The sequence below is a fragment of the Helcobacillus massiliensis genome, assembly GCF_014191425.1.
GTDB lineage: Bacteria > Actinomycetota > Actinomycetes > Actinomycetales > Dermabacteraceae > Helcobacillus > Helcobacillus massiliensis.
This window is the reverse complement of record NZ_JACHWP010000003.1, coordinates 72896-92322: the sequence shown is the minus strand read 5'-3', so window position 1 is coordinate 92322 and position 19427 is coordinate 72896. Positions and strand designations below refer to the sequence as shown.

Sequence of the window (19427 nt, the reverse complement as noted above, 5' to 3'; positions counted from 1 at the left end):
TGTGACCTACATCCTAGGGAGCTGTGCAGCGTTTTCACAAAACGGGGGCTGCGACTGATTGGAGGACCCGTCGGCCCCGACGCCCCCCCGCACCACCCCCACATGGTGTTCACCTCGCGTGCGCGACTGGAGGGGGTCCATTGGGTACTCTGGGTCGCATGGCCCAGACCGAAGCACCGCATCAGCGCCCCGCCGGCGAGCAGCACTCGGTGTCGCTCGCGCTTTCGCAGATCGTCGTCCTGCTCGCGGGGCTTGCAGCGGTGTGCACACTGGCCGGGGTCATGATCGCGGCGCTGTTCCTGCCCGCGGTGGCGCTCACCTCCACCGCCGCAAAGGACGGCGCGGAGCTGTTCGACTCGCTGCCCAGCCAGCTCGAAGTCCAGCCGCTCAACGAGGCGTCCCATATCAAGGCGTCCGACGGCACCCTTCTGGCCACCTTCTACTCCGAGAACCGCATCATGGTCCCGCTGGAGGAGGTGTCCCCCCACCTGCAGCACGCTGTGATCGCCGTGGAGGACCGCCGCTTCTACGAGCACCAGGGCGTGGACGCCAAGGGCACGCTGCGCGCCCTGGCCTCCAACGCGCGCGGCGGTGACACGCAGGGCGCGTCCACCCTCACCCAGCAGTACGTGAAGAACGCACTGCTGGCCGACGCCATGCAGCGCGGCGACAAAGAGGCCATGAAGAAGGCGACCGAGCAGTCCTATTCGCGCAAGCTGCGCGAAGCGAAGCTCGCGATCTCCGTGGAGAAGCGGCTGTCGAAGGAGGAGATCCTCGCGGGGTACCTCAACGCCGCCCAGTTCGGGCCGTCGCAGTACGGAGTGGAGACCGCCGCCCAGCACTACTTCTCCAAGAGCGCCAAGGACCTCAACCCGGGCGAGTCCGCCCTGCTGGCGGGCGTCACGAACGCACCGAACTACTATGACCCCGTCGCGCACCCGAAGAACGCGAAGAAGCGTCGCAACGAGATCCTCCGCAAGATGCGGGCCGAGGACTACATCAGTGACGCGGAGCTGAAGAAGTACTCCGAGCAGCCGGTCAAGGACATGCTCAAGGTCAAGAACATCACCGCCGGCTGTGCGGACGCGGAGGGCTCCGGCTTCTTCTGCGACTACGTCACGAAGTCCCTGCTGAGCGACCCGGCGTTCGCGCCCACGTTCGAAGAGCGCCGCAAGCTGCTGTACGGCGGCGGACTCACCATCACCACCACGCTCGACCCGAAGCGCCAGAAGATCGCCGAGGACGTGGTGAACCGCCGCGTCCCCGCCGAGCACTCCAACGGCTTCGGCCACACCGTCGTGAGCGTGGAGCCGGGCACCGGCAAGATCCTGACCATGGCGCAGAACCGCGTGTACAACCCGCGCCAGGACGCCAAGGAGAACGAGACGTCCCTCAACTTCAACGCCCCCAAGCACATGGGCGGCGGCAGCGGCTTCCCCGTGGGCTCCACGTTCAAGCCGTTCGTGCTGACCACCTATCTGCAGCAGGGCGGGTCCATCTGGGACACGGTCGCCACGAACCGCGAAGTGTTCCGCGAGTTCCCCGCGAAGTGCCTCGGCTCAGGCCGCTGGTTCGAAGGTGCCGGATGGAACCCGGACAACGCCGTGAGCGTCACGCTGCCTCCGAACCAGACCGTTCTGGACGCCACGAAGTTCTCGGTGAACACCTCCTACGCCCGCATCGCTCACCGCTCGGACCTGTGCGAGATCGCCGACACGGCCCGCTCCATGGGCGCCGTCCCGGCGTACTGGGACACCTCCAAGAAGGAGAACCTCAACGTCCCCGTGGAGGACATGTACAAGACGGACCTCTCCCCCGCCGTGCTGGCGCTCGGCGAGCTGAACATCTCCGCCCTGGACATGGCCGCCGCCTACGCGACCTACCCGGCCGGCGGCAAGTTCTGCCGCCCGGTGGCGATCACCTCGGTCACCAACCGCAAGGGTGAGGAGCTGCCGATCACCGGCGGCGAGTGCAAGGACGTCATCAAGCCGGAAGTGGCGGACGCGATGTCGTGGACGCTCATGCAGGACCTCTCCGACCCGAAGGCGACCGGTAAGGGCATGACCATCCCCGGCCACGACGCCGGCGGCAAAACCGGAACCTCCGGCAGCCAGTTCCACACGTGGTACGTGGGCTTCACCGGCCAGGAGTCGACCGCTGTGTGGTTCGGCAACCCGACCTCCAATACCCGCCCGGGTGGGTTCAACGTGGACGGTCAGCCGCTCCGCCGCGGTCACGTGTGGGGCAACACGGTGTCCCTGCCGACCTGGCATGAATACATGAAGCGCTCACATGAGGGCCTGCCGAACAAGCCGTTCCCGCCGGAGCCTCCGAAGCCAGATGCAGCGGAGAAGAAGCAGGACGCGCAGGAGCGCGCCGCACAGGAGAAGCAGGTGGAGCAGGAATCCGGCGGCAAGAAGCCGACGGGTCCCGATGCCGCCGAAGGCGACACCACCGCCCCGGGCCAGGAGGGCGACTGATCATGACGGGCCTGCCCCTCTCCCGTTCGCCGCTGGGCATTGCGGCGACCGCTGTCGGCGCGGCAGGGTTCGCTGTCGCTGCTGGTGCGCACGTGTGGGCTCGGCACATCGAGCCGAACCTGTTCGAGGTGCGGGAGCTGTCCCTCCCGGTGCTGCCGACGGGTGCCGGCCGCCTGCGGGTCCTGCACATCTCCGACATCCACCTCGCCGTGGGACAGGAGCGCAAGATCGAGTTCCTGCGCTATCTCGCCACCATGAAGCCGGACCTGGTGGTGAACACCGGTGACAACGTCTCCAGCGCCGCCGCGATCCCCGTGCTGCTGGATGCGCTGGGGCCGCTGCTGGAGCGTCCGGGCGTGTTCGTGAACGGCTCGAACGACAAGTACGCGGCCGGCAAGCGCAACGTGTTCCGGTACTTCCTGCCCGACCCTCGCGAGGAGGGCGGTCCGAAGGATCCGCCGCTGCCGACGGAGCAGATGACCGACGCGTTCACCGCGGCAGGCTGGCTCGATCTCAACAATGCGCGTGGCACACTGCAGATGTCCGGCTGCGACGTTGACTTCGTCGGCGTGGATGATCCGCACCTGGACCATGACGAGTTCCCGGCGCCCGATGGTCGCGGGGACTCCGTCGGCCAGCCCTCCCCCGCCGGCGACGTCGCAGCCCAGGGGCGTCCGCGCCTGCGGGTCGGGGTGATGCATGCGCCGTATCAGCGGGTCATCCGCGAGATGGTGGAGGACGGCTCCGATGTGCTGTTCGCCGGGCACACCCACGGCGGCCAGTTGGCCCTGCCGTGGTTCGGTGCACTGGTGACGAACTGCGACCTGCACCGGTCGCAGGCGAAGGGCGTGTCGATGCACCACGGTGTGCCGCTGCATGTCAGCGGTGGCCTCGGCGCGAACCCGTTCTACAACATGCGGATGTTCAACCGCCCCGAAGCGACCCTGCTGACGCTCAAGCAGCGCCGCGCCTGAGGCCCGCTCGCCGCTGCCGCCCCCCCACGTGCACCAGAGGGTGTCGGAGCGCACGCTGATGCGAGTGAGTGGTCACACTCACTCGGCGCCGATTCGCGCCGCTGCCGGGGGACATGTACAGTTGAGGGGTCCGTGTGAGCGGACGGTCACGGGGTGTGGCGCAGCTTGGTAGCGCGCTTCGTTCGGGACGAAGAGGTCGCAGGTTCAAATCCTGTCACCCCGACCAGTACAGGCCTATTCAATCCTGTGGGCTGAGTAGGCCGGTGAAGTGCTACAGATGAGGAGCCTTCCGCAGAAATGCGGGAGGCTCCTTTTCTTTTCCCGACGTGCTTCGTGCTGGCCTGCTGCGCTGTTGGCGCGGTGTCGTAAGCGGTGCTGGGTGCGCCATTCGTGGAGCGTGGCGCTAGCCTCGGTGCGGATCGCGGCGAGTTCCTCAGCCGTGAATTGTTCCCCGGCGACGAGGTCTGCGACGGCGTTCTCCCCCGCGCCGGTTGCGTCCGTCGAGAATCTTCCGCACCGCCAGGAAGAGTTCTTTCTCGATGAGTGGCGTGTGCCTGCCGGGGTACAGCGTGCCCTTGGAGCGGATCACGCCGGTGTAGTACGGGTCGCGCAGAATCTTCGCCAGCTGGCTGCTGGACAGCGGCCGTGCGGGGCGTTTCGCTGAGGGCCGGGTGGTGAGCCCCTGGTCTTCGAGCATGGCCTGGAGCGGCGTGATTGATTATTGGCCGGTCGCGTACTGCTCGAACGCCCACACGATCAGCGGTGCGCGTTCTTCATCGACGTCGATGCTGTTCACGAGGCACCCGTTGAGGTCTTTACGGACGTTGAGACAGCCGAGCTTCGCGCGTCCGACCGAGCCGCCACGCTCGACCTTGAGGGCCTTGTCGGCGGACATGTCGAAGCTGTCGCCACCCACGTCAACACAATCCAGGTTGCGGTCCAGCCGCATTCAGCCCATCGTGGACCGGAAAAGAGCCCACCGCTCAAGGTGAACGATGGGCTCTTTTTCACGTCTTGACAGAACGAACGCAGCAAAGGGATTCGCATCAGACTACGAGGTCAAACGCCGTAGTTCTCACAACACCACCGAACGGAGTATTGATTATCTGAAGAATCGAGTCATACTCGGGACACCTCGTTGCTGCCATGCGGTTCGAACGTAATCGATATAGATCGCGGGCCGCACGCATGAAGGAGGATCGCCATGAGCGAGCACACCACCACCGGCAGCAGCGCCGCGCTCGAACGGGCGGAACAGGTGCGCGACAGGATCGAACGCGAGGCTGAGACGAAGCGCAACGCAATCGCGGCCGTTCTCGGAAGCAGCGGAGTTACGTCTGCTTCCGAATCACCTAAGCAGGCATCTGCCTGATCATGCAGGGGCGGTCAGATCAAGGAGCACGAACTGTCACAGTCGAGCCCAGACCTGCCGCCCCCCTCATCGAGCACGTTGGAGGCCGCCGAGCCGCTCGGAGAGCGTGCCCCGAGCGCGGTGAGCGAGCGCAGGTCGGCGTCGTGAGAACGAATAGCGAGGGGAAGACCGAAAGCACCTTAACAATCGTTGGGCTCTCCCTTGTAGCCAGTCGTAGAACATGAAAGACTTGGGATACACCCCACGCGGCAAAGACGAAGGACACAGACTCGGTGATAAATGACGCCGCAACCACAGCCACGGGGACGGGCCGCAGCTTCACAGGCTTGATTCGTCGGCATCCGCTGCTGTCCTTCTTCACACTTGCGTATTTCGGCTCTTGGCTCGCGTGGAGCCCGTGGTGGCTCTCATCGAGCGGGCTGGGCCTCTTCTCCTACGAGTTGCCGTTCAGTGCGATTGCGGGCATCAACCAGCTCGGATTGTTCGCCGGGCCGTTCCTTGCAGCATTCCTCGTGACACGCATCGTTGAAGGTCGCGACGGTGTGAAGCGGCTGTGGCACACCATCACTCAGTGGCGCGCAAAGAAGCTTGCATATGTGCTCGCGCTTCTTGTTATCCCCGCGGCAATTATCGGATGCTATTTCCTTCTTCCTGGCGGGCTGTCGATTGGAGAAGCTATCTCCTTCAGCGTAGTGGGGACGCTCGCGAGCACATTCTTCATCTATCTTCTCGGTGGCCCTTTCCAAGAGGAGCCGGGATGGCGAGGCTTCACACTTCCTCGCTTGCAGAACATGTTTCATCCGATCGTGGCCGCGCTGGTTCTTGGCGTGGTGCACTGCTTCTGGCACACACCGCTGTTCTTTACTGAGGAGTGGGACACTGCCCGGGGCGACCTCGGTCAGCTCGTTGCGTATCTCGTTCTTGTCGTGAGCCTGTCGGTCGTTCTGTCGTGGCTTGTCAACGTGGCGCGTGGGAGTGTGCTGTTGGCAATCCTCGGCCACAACACCGTTAACTGGGCGCTGTTCGTTGTTGCGACTTTGACCGGAGAGGCAGTGGTCAACAACTGGCCGGCCGCCATCGGAATGACCGCGATTGCCGCCCTTGCGATTATTGTGACGCGCGGCCGACTTGGCTACAAGCGCGACTAATCGCGGGTCGGTCTACTGTGGTGTGTTTGCCCGAGTTCGGTTCTGACAGCGCGGAGAAACAGAGCCAGGCTGTTGTCTATTGACTACAGCCTGCGCCTTGCCAGTAACGCAGCAACCGTTCATAATCGACGTCATAATGACAGCACGATCTACCGTCGGCGTATCCTCACCAGTCCCTGGCTTCTGGCTCAACCCCAGTCACCGAGGCAAAGGGGTGACCAGCGCTGCCCTAAAACTTGCCGTGGAGTTCATTGGAGAAAGCTCTATCCCGAACCTCACAGCACGGACTATTCCAGAAAACACCGCGTCTCAGCGAGTATTGGAGCGGGCAGGCTTCACACTTGTAGGCCGAAATGTGAGCGTTGTCCCATCAGGCAAGGAAGTCGAACTACTGAACAACCAACGAAGCACCCAGGTCTAAGGATCTCCCGAACAGTACCCAGTGAAACCTGGGATGGTGCGACACGATCTCAGCGGCTCAGATCTCAAAAAGTCAGCACTCGGTGGATGTTTCAGGTAGAAGGCTTGTTGGTATCCCTCTCCCGACGATGGTTCCCCGCAGCCGTTGACCCTCGAAAAGATGCTCTCCCGCTGCTCAGCTGCCTGTAGGTGGCCGCAACCTCACCCCGGCAGCGAGGATCGATAGCCGCATAGTTTCTTGGATAACGCCGATCCGTTCGGCAACCTGCGACAGGGGTGGCTCTTCATCGATGTAGAGTCGCACAGCTTCTGCGGTCTGTTCGGGCCTAAGGCGCGTCCACTTCCGGTGAGGTTTGGGTGCCGTGGTAGAAGCCGGTCGATCCCCGGAACTGCACAGAATCTCGCGGATCTGAGTGACGCTGACCTCTGTTCCCTATTCATTTGAACAGAGATGAATAAGGGCGACCAGGTGGCTGCACGAACCATCGCCCGTCGATGAGTCGGACAGCGGTCAGAGAGAAGAGCTCCGGAAGATCGGGGCTCTTCTTGCTGCTGCGCCTGCCAGGGCGAGCGGCAGCCGTCGGCCCCCATCCCCCACCCTCATGACGATCGGTGTGCGCATTCGGGCTTTTTCCGCCGCCGAATCCCGAACGCGCAGACGAATCGTTCCCGCACCGCGTTTCGGGAATGTGCGCGGGCACACAGCCTGGCCTGCCAGAATCGGCGCATGAACGATTCGCGCATCCCCGCCCGTCTGCCGCTCCTTCCCGCCCCCGACTCCGCACTGTGGATGCGCGAGGACTGGGTCACCACGGACCCGTTCGAGGAGGTGTCCGTCGGCCTCAACAGCGACCTCGACGCCGACGAATACTCCATCACCATCAACCCGACGGGCGCCTCCATCACCGCCGGCAGTGACAGCGCCCTCGCCGACGGCCGCAACGCCTTCGCCCAGATCGTGCTGTCCGCCCGCGCCGCCACCGGCGCCCTGACCGGGGAAGTCGCGATCCCCGGGGTGGTGATCTCGGATCGTCCGCTGCATGCCTGGCGCGGACTGATGCTCGATGTGGCGCGGCACTTCCGCCCCATCGACGAGCTGAAGACGATCATCGAAGCGATGGCGATCTTCCGCCTCAACGTTCTGCACCTGCACCTGACCGACGACCAGGGGTGGCGGTTCGAGGTGCGCAGCTACCCGCGGCTCACCGAGGTGGGCGCGTGGCGCGACGCGACGGTCGTCGGCAAGCCGACGTTCACCGACGCCGATGAGTACGTCCAGGAGCGCCACGGCGGCTTCTACACGCAGGCCGAGCTGCGGATGCTCGATGACTACGCGGCCGACTTCGGCATCCGGATCGTCCCGGAGATCGACCTGCCCGGCCATGTGCAGGCGGCCGTCGCCGCCTACCCGGAGATCGGCAACGACCCGCAGCGGCAGCTGAAGGTCCGAGAGACCTGGGGCATCTCCGAGCACATCCTCGGGGTGTCGGATGCGTCGATCGCGTTCATTCGCGACGTGGTGCAGCAGGCGGCGCAGGTGTTCTCCTCCCCGTACGTCCACATCGGCGGTGACGAGGTGCCGATGACCGAGTGGGAGCACAACCCCCAGGTGCCGGAGCGCCTGGAGGAGTGGGGTCTGGAGCGCCTTGAAGCGCTGCAGGGCCATCTGATGGGCATGGCGGTGGATGAGCTGCAGAAGGCGGGCAAGACCGCAGTCGTGTGGGATGAGGCGCTGGAGCGCCACGTCCCGGACGGTGTCGTGGTGATGAACTGGCGGTCCGTGGACGGTGTGCAGGTGTCGCTGGATCGGCGCTTCTCCACCGTCATCGGCAACCAGGAGCACCTGTACCTGGACCGTGCTCAGGCCCGCCGCGGGGAGCCGCTCGCGCAGACCGACCAGGTGCTGACCGTGAAGGACATCCTCTCCGCCGAGCTCGCCGGTGAGGACGTCCATGACCAGAGCGGTGTGCTCGGCATTCAGGCACAGATGTGGACGGAGTACGTGGCGGATGAGGCGCACCTGCACCGCATGCTGTTCCCACGCCTCGTGGCGGTCGCGGAGCGCGCTTGGAACGGTCAGCTGGAGGACGTGAAGGACGCGAAGCGGCGCGTTGAGGCGCAGACGGGTGTTCTGCGGCAGCTGGGGATCCAGCCGCACGACTGATGCGGTCAGCGCTGCGAGCGCCGGCCCCGTTCGATCTGCCGCCCCACCCAGAGCGACACGCTGCCGGAGAAGATCAGCAGCGCCGTCACCGACGTGTACACCGCGAACATCGTGGAGTCCTCGGGGCGCAGGCCCGCGAGCAGCGCGTTGATGCCGCTGGATGACTCCTTCGAGCTGTTCTCCCCCACCAGCTGCGGGTCGATCGACACCGCCACCCGAGCCCGCGAGTGCAGACCACTGCGGTCCTTCACGTGGTACTCCACTGGAGTGGTGCGGCCGCGGAACCCGGGCACGGGGGTGAAGCGGACCGCGCCGGCATCGGTGACCTCCCAGACCCCTTCATCGGGGATCTCGAGGCGACGGCCGGTGCCGGTGGTGAGCTCACTGATGTTGGTGGCCCGGGCCGAATGCAGCTGCAGGGTCGCCGCGTCGAACGGATGCGCGGCAGCCGCAGGAGTGTCGTTGGCGAGCACGTCAATGGTCTGGGCCTCTTCGGACCCGGTCTGGACGTCGTCGTCGCGCAGCGTGGGGACCCGGCTCGCGTACTGGACACCGAGAGTGGAGGCGCCGATGTTGCCGGAGGCGCTGCCGTTGACCGTGTAGGTGACGGGCGTGGGCGACTTCTTCAGCCCGTTCACCGGAGTGAACGTGACGGCGACGGTGTCCTTGTTGAACTCCCATTCGCCTTCACCGGGGACGGTGAGGAGGGTGCCGTCGCTGGACAGTTCGGACCCGTCGGGCATGTTGACGGTGGAGAACTGCAGCGATTCCTGCTGCACGTGCAGGGACCCATCGAGGGGGTAGAACAGCGCCTTTTCGCCCCACACAAGGGGCTGGCTCTGGGCGCTGAGCTGCGGGTACCCGACCTGGAGCGCGCCGATGGAGGCGGTGTGGCCCGAGGCGTCGGAGCCGCGCACACCCATGGAGGAGACGGCGTGCACGGAGGAGTGCTCCGGGGTGAACACGACCGTACCGGCGTCGCGGTTCAGCGCCCAGGTGCCCTGCCCCTTGACGGAGACGCGGTCCTTCGCCTTGTTGACGGTGGTGGTGTCGTCGGAGAGGGAGGGGACGAGTTCGAAGGTGGCCGGGTCGATGTTCTGCGCCTTCGCACCGAGGTCGAATTCGACCCGATCGCCGAACGGTGCGGAGGAGACGATGTCCGGGACCGCGGGCGTAACCACCCGGATCTTCCCCGGTGTGAGGACCTGACCGTTGCGGTCGGTGCCGCTGAAGGACACGGTGGACGGCTGGCGCCCGAGGCGCGGCTGCTGGGGTGTGAACACGGCGTTGCGGCCGTCGGCGGAGAGGGACCAGGTGCCTTCCCCGGGCACGACGAGACGGCGGCCGCTGTCGGTCTGGACGGTGCCGCCGGGCATGGAGTCGAGGGACAGGCGGATGCTGCCCGGGTCGACGAGTTCGTCGTCGATGCCGAGGTCCACGCTGATGGCGTCGCCTTCGCTCGCGGTGATCTGGCGGTACGGCAGGCTCGGGTAGGAGACGGTGATGGTGGTGGGCAGCGAGCTGCGACCGCTCTCGGACTTCACTCGGATGGTGGCTTTGCGCGGGCCCTGCTGGCCTGATCCTTCTGGGGTGAAGGTGATGGTAGTGCCGCTGATCGACCAGGTTCCCTGCCCGGAGACGGCCTGGTGGGTGAGGCCGTTGTCGAACCTGAGGGTGGTGAGGTCGAGCTGCTGGAGTTCGGCGGTGGACATGTGGTCGGCGAGATCGAAGCGGGCGGCGGAGCCGGGGGTGCTCTTCACTTCGGTGCTGTCGAGGGGGATTTCGAAGCCGTCGACGTCGCCGAAGCCCTCGGTCGGCAGGTCGGGCTGGGCGGTGGGAGCCGCCGCCGCGGGGTCCGCAGCCGCACTCAGGGCGACGGGCGCGCCCAGCAGGACCGCGCTGAGCGCGGCCGCTGCCAGGGTGCTGCTGCGACGGGTCACCGTCAGGATCCGTCGGCTGGGACGAAGCGGATCGGGGACACCGAGGAGTAGCGGTCGTCCTTGATGGCGACCACGCCGACACCGCCGATGAACGGCGCGAGCGCCTGCGGGTTCTTGCCCGGGTTGGCGAGCATGACCTGGAACCCGAAGTGGCGGAACGACTCCATTGCGGCGGTGATGAACTTGCCGGCGCCCTTCGAGAACGCCTCGTCGATGATGATGGGGGCGTACACGGGGACGTCCGCACCGGTGCCAGCGAGCTGGTAGCGCAGCGCCGCCGCCAGGCAGAACGTGGTGAGGCGCTCGTTCTGACCACCGGAGAGGGGGCCGCCGGACTCGTGGGCGTGGACCACGGTGCCGGCCTCGTCGACCTCTTCGGCGTGGAAGTGGACGTGGCGGCGCACATCGAGGATCACGCGGGAGGCGAGGTCGTCCTTCGTACGGGCCCGGGTGATGATGTCCATCAGGGTCTGCAGCGCCTGGAACCGCTCCTCCGCCTTCTCCCTGTCCTTCGACAGGTCGTTCTCCAGCGTCGCCCCCACGGCATCGTCCAGGGCGCGCTTGAAGTCGTCGAGCGCCGCCAGGTGCACGGGACGCATCGACAGCTGCAGGTAGCGGCCCCGGTGGAACTCCACCTGCGCCAGCAGTTCGTTGATCTTCTCCAGGCGCTTGCGGATCTGCGCGGGTTCGCGCGCGATCGCGGTGGCGAGCGCCTGCACGTCCCCGAGGGTGTTGCCGGTGAAGAACTCGAAGAATCGGTCCTCCACCTCCGGCAGGCGCTCCTCCTCGATCTGCTGCAGGATCGCCAGGAAGTCACCGGCCGCCTCGAGGGAAGTGTCGGTGTCGGCGCCTTCGGCGGGCCAGCGGCGCGCGAACTCCCGCATCGAGGTGCGCATGTCCTCCTCCGCACGGGACTGCGCACGGGTGAGCTGCATCAGCTCCGCGTCGAGGGTGGCGGAGGCGTCCTTGGTGACGCGGTCGATGGTGGACAGGCGCAGAGTCGGTGAGATCGCGCGGAACCGTTCGGTGAGGTCCTCGCGGGTCTCCTCGCTGATCTCACGGGTCTCCAGGCGCTGCTCCGCTTCCGCAGCGCGGCTGGTGGCCTGCTCCAGCTGTTCGGTGATGCGGCCCAGCTGTCCGGTGATGTCCAGCAGCTCCTGGTCGCCCTCGCTGATCTCCTTCTCCACCTGGTCGATCTGGCGCGCCAGCTCCGACAGGGCGCCGGATCCCTGCTCCGCGGCGCGGACCATCTCACCGAGGTTGGCGATGCGGCGCGCAACGGAGGCGGCATCGATGTCGTCCCAGGTGACGGCGCTGATGGCCTGGAGGGCGAACAGTTTGTCGCGGCGGGCAGCCGCTTCCTGCTCGAGGTCCTTGCGGCGGGCCTGCGCCTCGAACAGGGCCTGTTCGGCGCGGGTGCGCTCCCGTTCGAACACGGAGCGCTTGGCGCGGTTGTCGAAGCCGAGCACCCACTGGGAGCGGTCGTTGATCTGCCGGTCGGTGTTCTTCTCGTGCCGGGTGGCGGAGTGCTTGATCTGGCCGGACTGGAGCACGGCGCGCGGCAGGGTGGTGAACTCCTGCAGGTCTTCGGCGCACACGTAGTCCATGCGGGAGGCGATCTCACCGGACAGCCAGGCGTGGAACTCCCCGTCCTTCACCTCGATCTTCTCCGCGAGGGTGCGGGGGCGGATCTGGCGGGCCGGCTGGCGGGCGTCCGTGTTGACGCGGTTGTAGGACACGCGCCGGCGCAGCTTCATCTCATTGATCTCGCCGGCGAACGCGCGGTAGATCCGCTCGGGCACGAGAATGGAGCGGGCGAGGCCCCGCAGCGCCTGCTCAGCTGCCGCGGTCCACTTCTCCTCCCCTGCGCGCACCTGCAGAAGCTCTGCGGCGAACGGCAGATCAGTGGGAGGCACTCCGACGCGCTTCGCGAGGAGGTCCCGCACCGCGATGTCGTCACTGTGCAGGTTGGAGGCGCGGGACGACAGGGAGGCGAGCTCCTGTTTGGTGCCCTCGAGGTCGGCGGCAAGTTCCCGCACCCGCGCTTCCGCTTCCCACTGGCGCTGGTGGTCGTTCTTCTCGTCGTCGGTGAGGCCGTCGCGCAGGCGCGCAACATCGCGCTGCAGCGACAGGAACGTCTCCTCGTTGGAGGGGCTGCCGAGCTCCACGGTGGCGAGCTGACTGGAGAACTCGGTGGCGCGGGAGCGGCGCCGGTCGCGCTCCACTTCGAGACCGGCGATCTGCTTCTTCCAGTCGTCGATCTCGCCCCCGCCGGCGGAGCGGCGCTGCTCCTTCAGCTGTGCGAGGTCGTCGCGGGCTTCGGAGACGTCGGAGCTGACGCGGTTCTGCTGCGCCTTCAGGCGGTCCTGTTCGCTCTGCAGGCGGTCGTTCTCCTCCGCGAGAAGCCGCACGAGGTGCTCGGCGGCGAACGCGTCGATGTCGCCGCGTCGGTCCACGAGCTCCCCGCCGCGCTGCTGGGCGTCCTGCCAGGTGGCATGGGCGTCCTTCAGGGCGGTGAGGACGGCCTTCTGTTCGCGGGCGGTGACGAGCGCGGCGTACACCTCGGAGAGGTTCTGGAAGTTCGCGAGCGCCTGGTCGGCGAGGTCGAAGGTGCGCGGCTCGTCCAGCATGTAGTCGCGCAGGAGGGCGTTGATGTCGCCGAGCTCCTTCGCGGACTGGATCTTGTGCAGCAGGCTGAGCGCCTTCTCATCGGGGATGCCGAGCAGCTGGGAGAAGCGCGCGCGGTAGTCGCGGAACTGGCGGAACACTTCGGTGCCGGCCAGGTCCTTCTCCAGGGCGCGGCCCTCAATGCTGGTGGTGACGAAGGGTCGCAGTTCGGCGGCGTCGTAGGCCCGGTCGGAGATGACGTAGAGGCTCTTGACGTCGGAGTCGGCGGTGTGGCCGGCGTGCAGGAGCAGCATGCGGGTCAGCTGGATGAGGTCACCGCAGCCGTTGCCGTAGCGCAGGGAGATGACGGACAGGGTGGTGCCGTCGCGCAGCACTTCCTGGCTGAACTCGCCGGTGTCGGGGGCGTAGTGCATCGCCCAGGCGCCGCGCACGTAGGAGGCGACGGTGCGGCGGGACTTCTTCTGACGCGGGCCCGCGTCGGACGCGGCGGCGTTGAAGTGGAGGGTGCGCGGCGGGGTCAGCAGGGCGCTGATGGCGTCCAGGAGGGTGGACTTGCCGGTGCCGGGGCCGCCGGTGAGGAAGAAGCCCTTGGACGAGATGTCGAGGTCGTGGGTGCCGTGGAAGGTGCCCCAGTTGCTCAGCTGGACATGGTTGAGGCGCCACTGCCCGGGGTGCGGGTGGTCGGGGTCGGTGACGGGCGGCTGTTCGGGGGCCGACGGGGTCTCGTCGTCGAGCAGGCTCTGCTGGATCACTGCTGATCCTCCTTGTCGTCGGCGTCAGCGGTGGTGTCGGCATCGGCATCAGCGGGCGTGTCGGTGTCGAGGCCGACGGATTCCACATCGACACCGGCGCCGCGGTACAGCTCGATGAACTCGCGCGCCGTGTCCGGGGTGATCATCAGCTTCAGCACGGGAGAGACCTCATAGGAGTCCCCCTGCTCCTCCAGCAGGGCCGCCCGCTGCAGCTTCGCGATCGAATGGCGGACGTCCTTCGCGAAGCCCGCCTCGTCGGTGGAGTCGGTGCGGCGGTAGGCCGCGAGCGCCGCCAGCAGCTCCGCTTCGCTGACCACTGCGCGCTGCCCGCGGGACGCCTGGGTGAGCAGGTGCTGGCGCAGCACGAGCAGCAGAACGGAGTCAAGGCGGTTGAGGCCGCTGAGGCGGCGCAGCAGCTTCGGGGCGTCCGGGTCGCTCTCGCTCTGGCGCACGAATGCGACCTGGGAGTCGTCATCGACGATCAGTTCGAGGAACATGTCCGCGAGTCGGTTCTCGATGGCGGTGCGGTCGCGCAGCAGCTGCCCATAGCGAGCGGTGTCCTTGCGGCCGTCGAGGTACGGGCCCTGCAGGAGGGCGACCAGGACCCGTCGGGACTCCTCCACGAGGGCGCCGCCGGTGCTGCCGGCGCTGCGGAGGTCCTCCTCGTCGGCGAGGCCCCAGTCCTCGAGGGCGCTCTCGCCCAGTCCGGATCCCTGGCTCATTCGCCCTCCCTGATCGTTCGGCTGTGCACCGGTCCAGCGTACCGGTCGGGGGCAGAGATCCCCATCAGATCGCGGCTCCCTGCGTGGACGATCGCCCCCGGGGCCCCGTAGTGTTCTGTCCGTCACCCATCCCCGCCGCTGAGCCCCGGAAGGACTCGTCGTGAGCATCCAGCCTCCGCACGCCCACGGCCCGCAGCTGTCGGGCCAGGGGGCTCTGCGGGCCACGGCCCAGGTGGATCCCCGCCGACGGCTTCTGCGGGTGCGCGGGATCGCTATCGCGGCTTTGGTCTGCTCCGTCCTCATGGTGCTGTACGGGGTGCTGCGCACCGTCATCGCTCTGACCCACCTTGTGCCGCAGAACGCGTTCTTCGGTGCCGACGGTCTCTGGCAGCTCGCCGGTCTCCTGCTGTGGTTCGCGATCTGGCCGGTGGTCAGCGCCCTCGTCGTCCTGGTGATCCTGCTGATGGCGATGGGCCGCAGGGCTGTGGTGACAGGTGGTGCGATCGCCGGCGGCGCCATCTGCGTGATCCCGATGCTGTGGCTTGGGATGTACACCCTGGAGTACGTCGTGCTGATCGCGAGCGCCGCCGACTCCACGACGTACGGCTTCGGCTCCGCCCCCACCTGGCTGCTGATCACCCGGGTCCTGTTCCATGCCGGCGCCACCGTGCTGTGGGGCACCGCCGCGTGGGGCTGCTGGACGTCATGGTCATCGGCATCGGACCAGCTGGATGAGGCCACCGACCCCCTGTCCGCCGGCGCACCGGGACCCCGGCTCTGAGACGCCCCGCACACCCCCCTCCACTCGACGAAAGGAAACACTCCATGTCCTCCACACCGCAGTTCCAGCCCAGCCAGCCGTCCGGCAACCAGCCCTTCGGGGGCCAGCAGTTCGGCATGCAGCCCTCGAACCCGAACGCGGGCACGGTCCGCATCCTGGCGATCGTGATGGCGGCGCTGAGCCTGCTCGGCCTGCTCTACCAGGTCATCTCGATGATCTCCGGGTTCGTCAGCGGCGCTGTCAGCACCGATGCCGCTTCGACCGATGTCACCGGTGCCAGCGTTGCCAGCGGCCTCATCGGCCTGCTGTTCGGCGGCATCTCCATCGTCGTGTTCGTCCTTGCGATCATCGTGGCGATCATGGGGCGGGGTCGGACGCGCACCGGTGCGATCATCTGTGGGGCCCTGCTTCCGGTGAACCTCATCGTCTCCTTCGTGGCCGGCATGATCATCGGCATCATCGTCGCCTCGTCCGCTTCCTCCGGCGGGGGCGTCGCCCTCGGCATCGTCGCCCTCATCGGCGGTCTGCTCGTCCTGCTCATCAAGACCGTCGGCACCGTTGCCGCGATCATCTCCGCGAAGTCCGCTCACGAGGCGGTCCGGGCCGGCTCCCTCTGAGCCGCCCCGCCTCGCTGATCCCCCTCCGCTCCCGTATCGAAAGGGCCTCTCATGTCCTCCGCACCCCAGCAGCAGCCGAACCAGCCTGATCCGTCCGGCCGACCGGGCCCGACCGCTCAGCCGGCCGGGGCCCCGCACGGCGGTCTGTACGGCTCGGAGCCGGCGACCAGCGAGCTGAAGACCCTGCGCACTCTCTCGTTCGTCCTGCTGATTCTCAGCGGGCTCGGCCTGATGTACACGCTCGTCTCCACGATCATCGAGACGGCGCAGAACTTCTCGGACGATCCCAGCCCCCGTGACGCCGCCTCCCTGTCCGGCGCGGACGTCGCCAGCGGCGCCGTCGGCCTGGTGTTCATCGTGGTCGCCCTCATCACGTTCGTCCTCGCGATCATCGTCGCTGTGAAGGGCTCCGGTCAGATCCGCAGGGGCGCCATCATCTGCGGCGCCATGCAGCTGGTGAACCTCGCGGTGATCGTCGTGGTCGGCCTCATCATCGGTGCACTCACCGTCGCCGCAGCGGGTGCGGACAGCTTCACCACCATCGCTGTCGCGGCCCTGGTCATGTCGGTGCTCACGATCATCGTCAAGGCGATCGGCACATTCGGCGCCTGGTCCTCGTACCGGTCCGCCGAAACCGGCCTGCGGTCCGCCGCGCACTGATCCCCGTGCCGTCCGTGAACGTCGCGAAGAGCCATGTCCACCGCTGTTCCCGCTGACCCGCTGGCACCGGCCAACGCCGGGGCGGTCATCAGACGCGCCCGCACCACGCAGGTGATCGCCCGCATCGCCTTGATCGCCGCGGTCGTCACCGCGGTGTGCGTCACCGTGTACCGATCGATCCTGCCGGTGGTGGCGGCGGGGCTCTCCCCTGTTATGCGGGATCCGAACGAGGTCGTTCCGACGGTGCTGGTCATCACAGCCGTTCTGTTCGTCCTGCTCGGGCTCCTGACGGGACTGACTGTCGTTGCTCTGGACGTCGTGCTGCTGGTGCGCGGCCCGGGCAGGGTGCGAGCCTGGGCTGCTGCATCGCTGGTCCTCGTCCTGTTCAGCGGTCTGGTCAACCTCGGCAGACTGGTTGCGGACATCGACGGCGAGGGCACCTCTCTCCCAGGGCCGGGAGCCAGCGAGGCGGAGCGACTCGGGATGGTCATCGGCATCATTCTGGCGAGGCTCCTGTTCATCGCCCTGCCGCTGTTCCTGGCGGCGGCGGCCAATGCGCTGGCTGCTCGTGCCGCTCGCCGGGACGTCACCGCCGGGCGGGCACTGCCGACCAGCACCCCCGCCGCCCCGGCCCGGCCCGCTGAGGGCGCCCGTGCCTGAGGTGCAGAACCCGTCGGCTCCGCTCTTGGGGATCCCGACGGGTTCTCGCCGTCACCGGGCTGCGGAGCTGACGGGGGCCGTCTGCGCCACGATCACGGCGACGCTCACCACCGCTGCCTTCGCCGTGTCAGCGCTGCTCATCCCCGTAGCGGACCGGCAGGGGCAGGACGGGACCGAGTGGCTGGGGCGCCTGCTGTTCGCCATGGTCGTGGGCCTGCTCGTGGTCACGGCGACGGCTCTGGTGACCCTGGCTGCGGACGCGGTGCTGCTGGTGTTCGGGGGCCGACGGGTGCGCGCATACGCCGGTGCCGGCGGCGCAGCCCTGCTCCTCGCCGTCGTCGGTCTCGTCGTCTGGTTCGCCCTGGCTGGGGGTCCGAGCACCACGCTTTCCGACGCCGCGTCGCCTCAATGGTGGGCAGATGTGCTGGCGCTGGTGCTGCTGCTGACTGTTCTGCCGATCGCCTCCGCGGTGCTCAGCTGGATCGCCGTCCGGCACGCGCAAGCAGAGCGCTCAGGGCCGGCGCCGGCGGGGTCCGCGAACGCGGGCGCTCAGGCGTCCGGCAGGGCCTCGAGGAAGTAGAACGCGGGGATCTTCGCCGCGTACGGCACATCGCCCGGCTCCACCCACTGGATCAGCTCCGCATCGCCTTCACGCTTCGAGGCGTACTGCGTGGCCAGCAGCATCAGGCCCACCACGGACGCCAGACCCTGGGTGGCGGCGCCGTCGCGGACGAGGGAGCCGACCGTCGCCTGCCCGCGGGCCGCGACGGTGTCGTTGACGCGGGCGGTGAGGCCGGCCAGGTCGATGTCGTTGATCTGCACGAGGTCCTCGAGGGCCTCCGGGCTGAGCATGGTGGCGTCGTGCACCACCGCTTCGGCGGGCAGGCCCGGGTCCGACGGGTCCTTCAGAACATGCTGGGCCACGCTCGTCACCTGGATGCGGGTGAGGTCCAGCTCCATCGGGAACGGCGACTTCGGCGGCACCTCGTCCTTCTGCGCCAGGGCGATGCCCTGAGCCTCCTGCAGCAGGTCCAGCAGGACCCGGTGCTGGCGGAAGTCCTGGGAGCGGACGAACCGTGCCAGGGACCGGTACAGCTCGGTCTTCACATCGAGCACTTCCTGCGCCGGCTCGTACAGGTCGCTGAATACGTTCGCGAGCTTCTCCCGCTCCGCGCGGGTCAGCTTCTTCGCGAACTCGCGGGAGAGCAGCCGGTCCACCACGTCCTGCGCCTGCTCGTTCTGCCGCGGGTCGTTCAGCAGGCGGAAGAAGGCGGTGAAGGTGCGCCCCACCGTGGACTGGCCGAGGAGGTCGTCCCCGGCGAGGAGCTGTTCGAGGATCTCACCGCGGGAGCCCTCGGGCGAGAGGATCTGCTCACGCAGATGCAGGTCCACAGCCCGCAGGTCCTCTCGGTACTGCAGGAAGTCGCCGGAGAGGCGGTCGGCGATCAGCAGGATGTCCTTCAGGCGGTCCACGGACGTGTCCTGGCTGGGCAGCATCAGCTCCCCTTCGGACAGCTCCCGGATCTCCCGCTCGATGTCCTCCCGGCGCTGCTGCAGGTCCCGCAGGCGCACGTCGCGGTCCGTCTCCGTCTCCTGGGCGAGGCGTTCGAACTGCTGCAGCACCAGGGTGAGGCGGGACTCCGTGGTGGTCGGGTTGTGCTCCTCCAGGGACGCGATGAACTGGACGGCGTCCACCGTGGCGGGCGACGGCTCGAACGTGGTCTCCACCGAATGGGGATCGTCGCGGCGCGTCAGGTAGCCCTCGCGCACCCACGAGTCCACGTAGTCGCCGGCGGTGGTGCGCTGCTCATCGTCGTCGTGCAGCAGGCCGAGGTGCGTGTTGACCCGCGCCACCATCTCACTGCGCTCCAGGCGCCGGTCACCGGCGGGGAACACGGACTGCAGGATCGCCAGCACAGCAGGTGCTTTGTGGGCGCTCAGCAGGCGCCACGTCGACATGCGGCGCAGCTTCTCGTAGGCGGACTTGCGCTCACCGGCTGTGAGGCGCTGCGCGCCCGGTGCTCCCTGGTGCTTCACGCGCCCCAGGGTATCAATCGGCCCGGGCACCAGTGCCCCTCGCGGCCCTGGCAGACGGCGATTACGGTCGAA

At 67.4% G+C, this 19427-nt stretch carries 17 protein-coding genes and 1 tRNA gene; 12 read left to right on the top strand and 6 right to left on the bottom strand.

Translation table 11 applies throughout. The annotated features are described in order from the left end of the window. Positions 1-158: 158 nt before the first annotated feature. From FHX50_RS07330 to FHX50_RS07320, 3 genes are all read left to right on the top strand, one after another. Positions 159-2480 (top strand): transglycosylase domain-containing protein, encoded by a 2322-nt coding sequence (locus tag FHX50_RS07330; protein WP_183376160.1) that lies wholly within the window; start codon positions 159-161, stop codon positions 2478-2480. Positions 2481-2482: 2 nt separating this feature from the next. Continuing rightward, positions 2483-3454, top strand: a complete 972-nt coding sequence (locus tag FHX50_RS07325; RefSeq protein ID WP_183376158.1) for a metallophosphoesterase — start codon at positions 2483-2485, stop codon at positions 3452-3454. A 149-nt stretch (positions 3455-3603) separates the two neighbouring features. After that, a tRNA-Pro gene (locus tag FHX50_RS07320) sits at positions 3604-3680 on the top strand. A gap of 207 nt (positions 3681-3887) precedes the next feature. On the opposite strand, the gene FHX50_RS07315 is transcribed toward FHX50_RS07320, so the two are convergent. Both FHX50_RS07315 and FHX50_RS07310 read right to left on the bottom strand, forming a co-directional pair. Continuing rightward, a complete protein-coding gene (locus FHX50_RS07315; protein WP_183376156.1) occupies positions 3888-4151 on the bottom strand; it encodes a recombinase family protein in 264 nt (87 codons plus the stop codon). A gap of 21 nt (positions 4152-4172) precedes the next feature. Continuing rightward, positions 4173-4403, bottom strand: a complete 231-nt coding sequence (locus tag FHX50_RS07310) for a hypothetical protein (RefSeq protein ID WP_183376154.1) — start codon at positions 4401-4403, stop codon at positions 4173-4175. A 255-nt stretch (positions 4404-4658) separates the two neighbouring features. On the opposite strand from FHX50_RS07310, the gene FHX50_RS07305 reads away from it, so the two are divergent. The 4 genes from FHX50_RS07305 (at position 4659) to FHX50_RS07290 (ending at position 8558) form a co-directional block, all read left to right on the top strand. Then, entirely contained in the window at positions 4659-4826 is a 168-nt protein-coding gene (locus FHX50_RS07305) for a hypothetical protein (protein ID WP_183376152.1), read from the top strand. 272 nt (positions 4827-5098) lie between these two features. Further along, positions 5099-5974, top strand: coding sequence for a CPBP family intramembrane glutamic endopeptidase (locus FHX50_RS07300; protein ID WP_183376150.1), 876 nt, complete (start codon positions 5099-5101; stop codon positions 5972-5974). Positions 5975-6110: 136 nt separating this feature from the next. Beyond that, on the top strand, positions 6111-6395 hold the full coding sequence (locus tag FHX50_RS12445) for a GNAT family N-acetyltransferase (protein ID WP_183376148.1): 285 nt from the start codon (positions 6111-6113) through the stop codon (positions 6393-6395). Positions 6396-7121: 726 nt separating this feature from the next. Next, the gene (locus FHX50_RS07290; protein ID WP_183376146.1) at positions 7122-8558 is read left to right on the top strand and encodes a beta-N-acetylhexosaminidase; all 1437 of its coding nucleotides are present in this window, start codon (positions 7122-7124) and stop codon (positions 8556-8558) included. A 5-nt stretch (positions 8559-8563) separates the two neighbouring features. Here the strand turns inward: FHX50_RS07290 and FHX50_RS07285 are convergent, their stop codons facing one another. Genes FHX50_RS07285 through FHX50_RS07275 form a run of 3 tightly spaced genes read right to left on the bottom strand, consistent with a single transcriptional unit; the run spans position 8564 to position 14600 of the window. Beyond that, on the bottom strand, positions 8564-10498 hold the full coding sequence (locus tag FHX50_RS07285) for an Ig-like domain-containing protein (RefSeq protein ID WP_183376144.1): 1935 nt from the start codon (positions 10496-10498) through the stop codon (positions 8564-8566). A gap of 2 nt (positions 10499-10500) precedes the next feature. Further along, positions 10501-13878 (bottom strand): ATP-binding protein, encoded by a 3378-nt coding sequence (locus FHX50_RS07280; protein WP_183376142.1) that lies wholly within the window; start codon positions 13876-13878, stop codon positions 10501-10503. Beyond that, entirely contained in the window at positions 13875-14600 is a 726-nt protein-coding gene (locus FHX50_RS07275; RefSeq protein ID WP_183376140.1) for a DUF4194 domain-containing protein, read from the bottom strand. The genes FHX50_RS07280 and FHX50_RS07275 overlap by 4 nt, the downstream gene beginning before the upstream one ends. Positions 14601-14760: 160 nt before the next feature. Between FHX50_RS07275 and FHX50_RS07270 the strand changes: the two genes are divergently transcribed. From FHX50_RS07270 to FHX50_RS07250, 5 genes are read left to right on the top strand one after another with little or no spacing between them, the layout of a single operon-like run. Next, complete coding sequence (locus tag FHX50_RS07270; protein WP_183376138.1) at positions 14761-15381, top strand: hypothetical protein; 621 nt, start codon at positions 14761-14763, stop codon at positions 15379-15381. Between the two features lie 44 nt (positions 15382-15425). Next, a complete protein-coding gene (locus tag FHX50_RS07265) occupies positions 15426-15998 on the top strand; it encodes a hypothetical protein (RefSeq protein WP_183376136.1) in 573 nt (190 codons plus the stop codon). 51 nt (positions 15999-16049) lie between these two features. Continuing rightward, positions 16050-16658 (top strand): hypothetical protein, encoded by a 609-nt coding sequence (locus tag FHX50_RS07260; protein ID WP_183376133.1) that lies wholly within the window; start codon positions 16050-16052, stop codon positions 16656-16658. 33 nt (positions 16659-16691) lie between these two features. Further along, positions 16692-17318 carry a hypothetical protein gene (locus FHX50_RS07255; RefSeq protein WP_183376131.1) on the top strand — a complete coding sequence of 209 codons (627 nt, stop codon included), beginning with the start codon at positions 16692-16694 and terminating at the stop codon, positions 17316-17318. Continuing rightward, on the top strand, positions 17311-17898 hold the full coding sequence (locus tag FHX50_RS07250) for a hypothetical protein (RefSeq protein ID WP_183376129.1): 588 nt from the start codon (positions 17311-17313) through the stop codon (positions 17896-17898). Before FHX50_RS07255 ends, FHX50_RS07250 begins: the two co-directional genes overlap by 8 nt. Here FHX50_RS07250 and FHX50_RS07245 read toward each other — a convergent pair. Continuing rightward, a complete protein-coding gene (locus FHX50_RS07245; protein ID WP_343064060.1) occupies positions 17868-19355 on the bottom strand; it encodes a DUF3375 domain-containing protein in 1488 nt (495 codons plus the stop codon). The genes FHX50_RS07250 and FHX50_RS07245 overlap by 31 nt on opposite strands. Positions 19356-19427 lie beyond the last annotated feature (72 nt).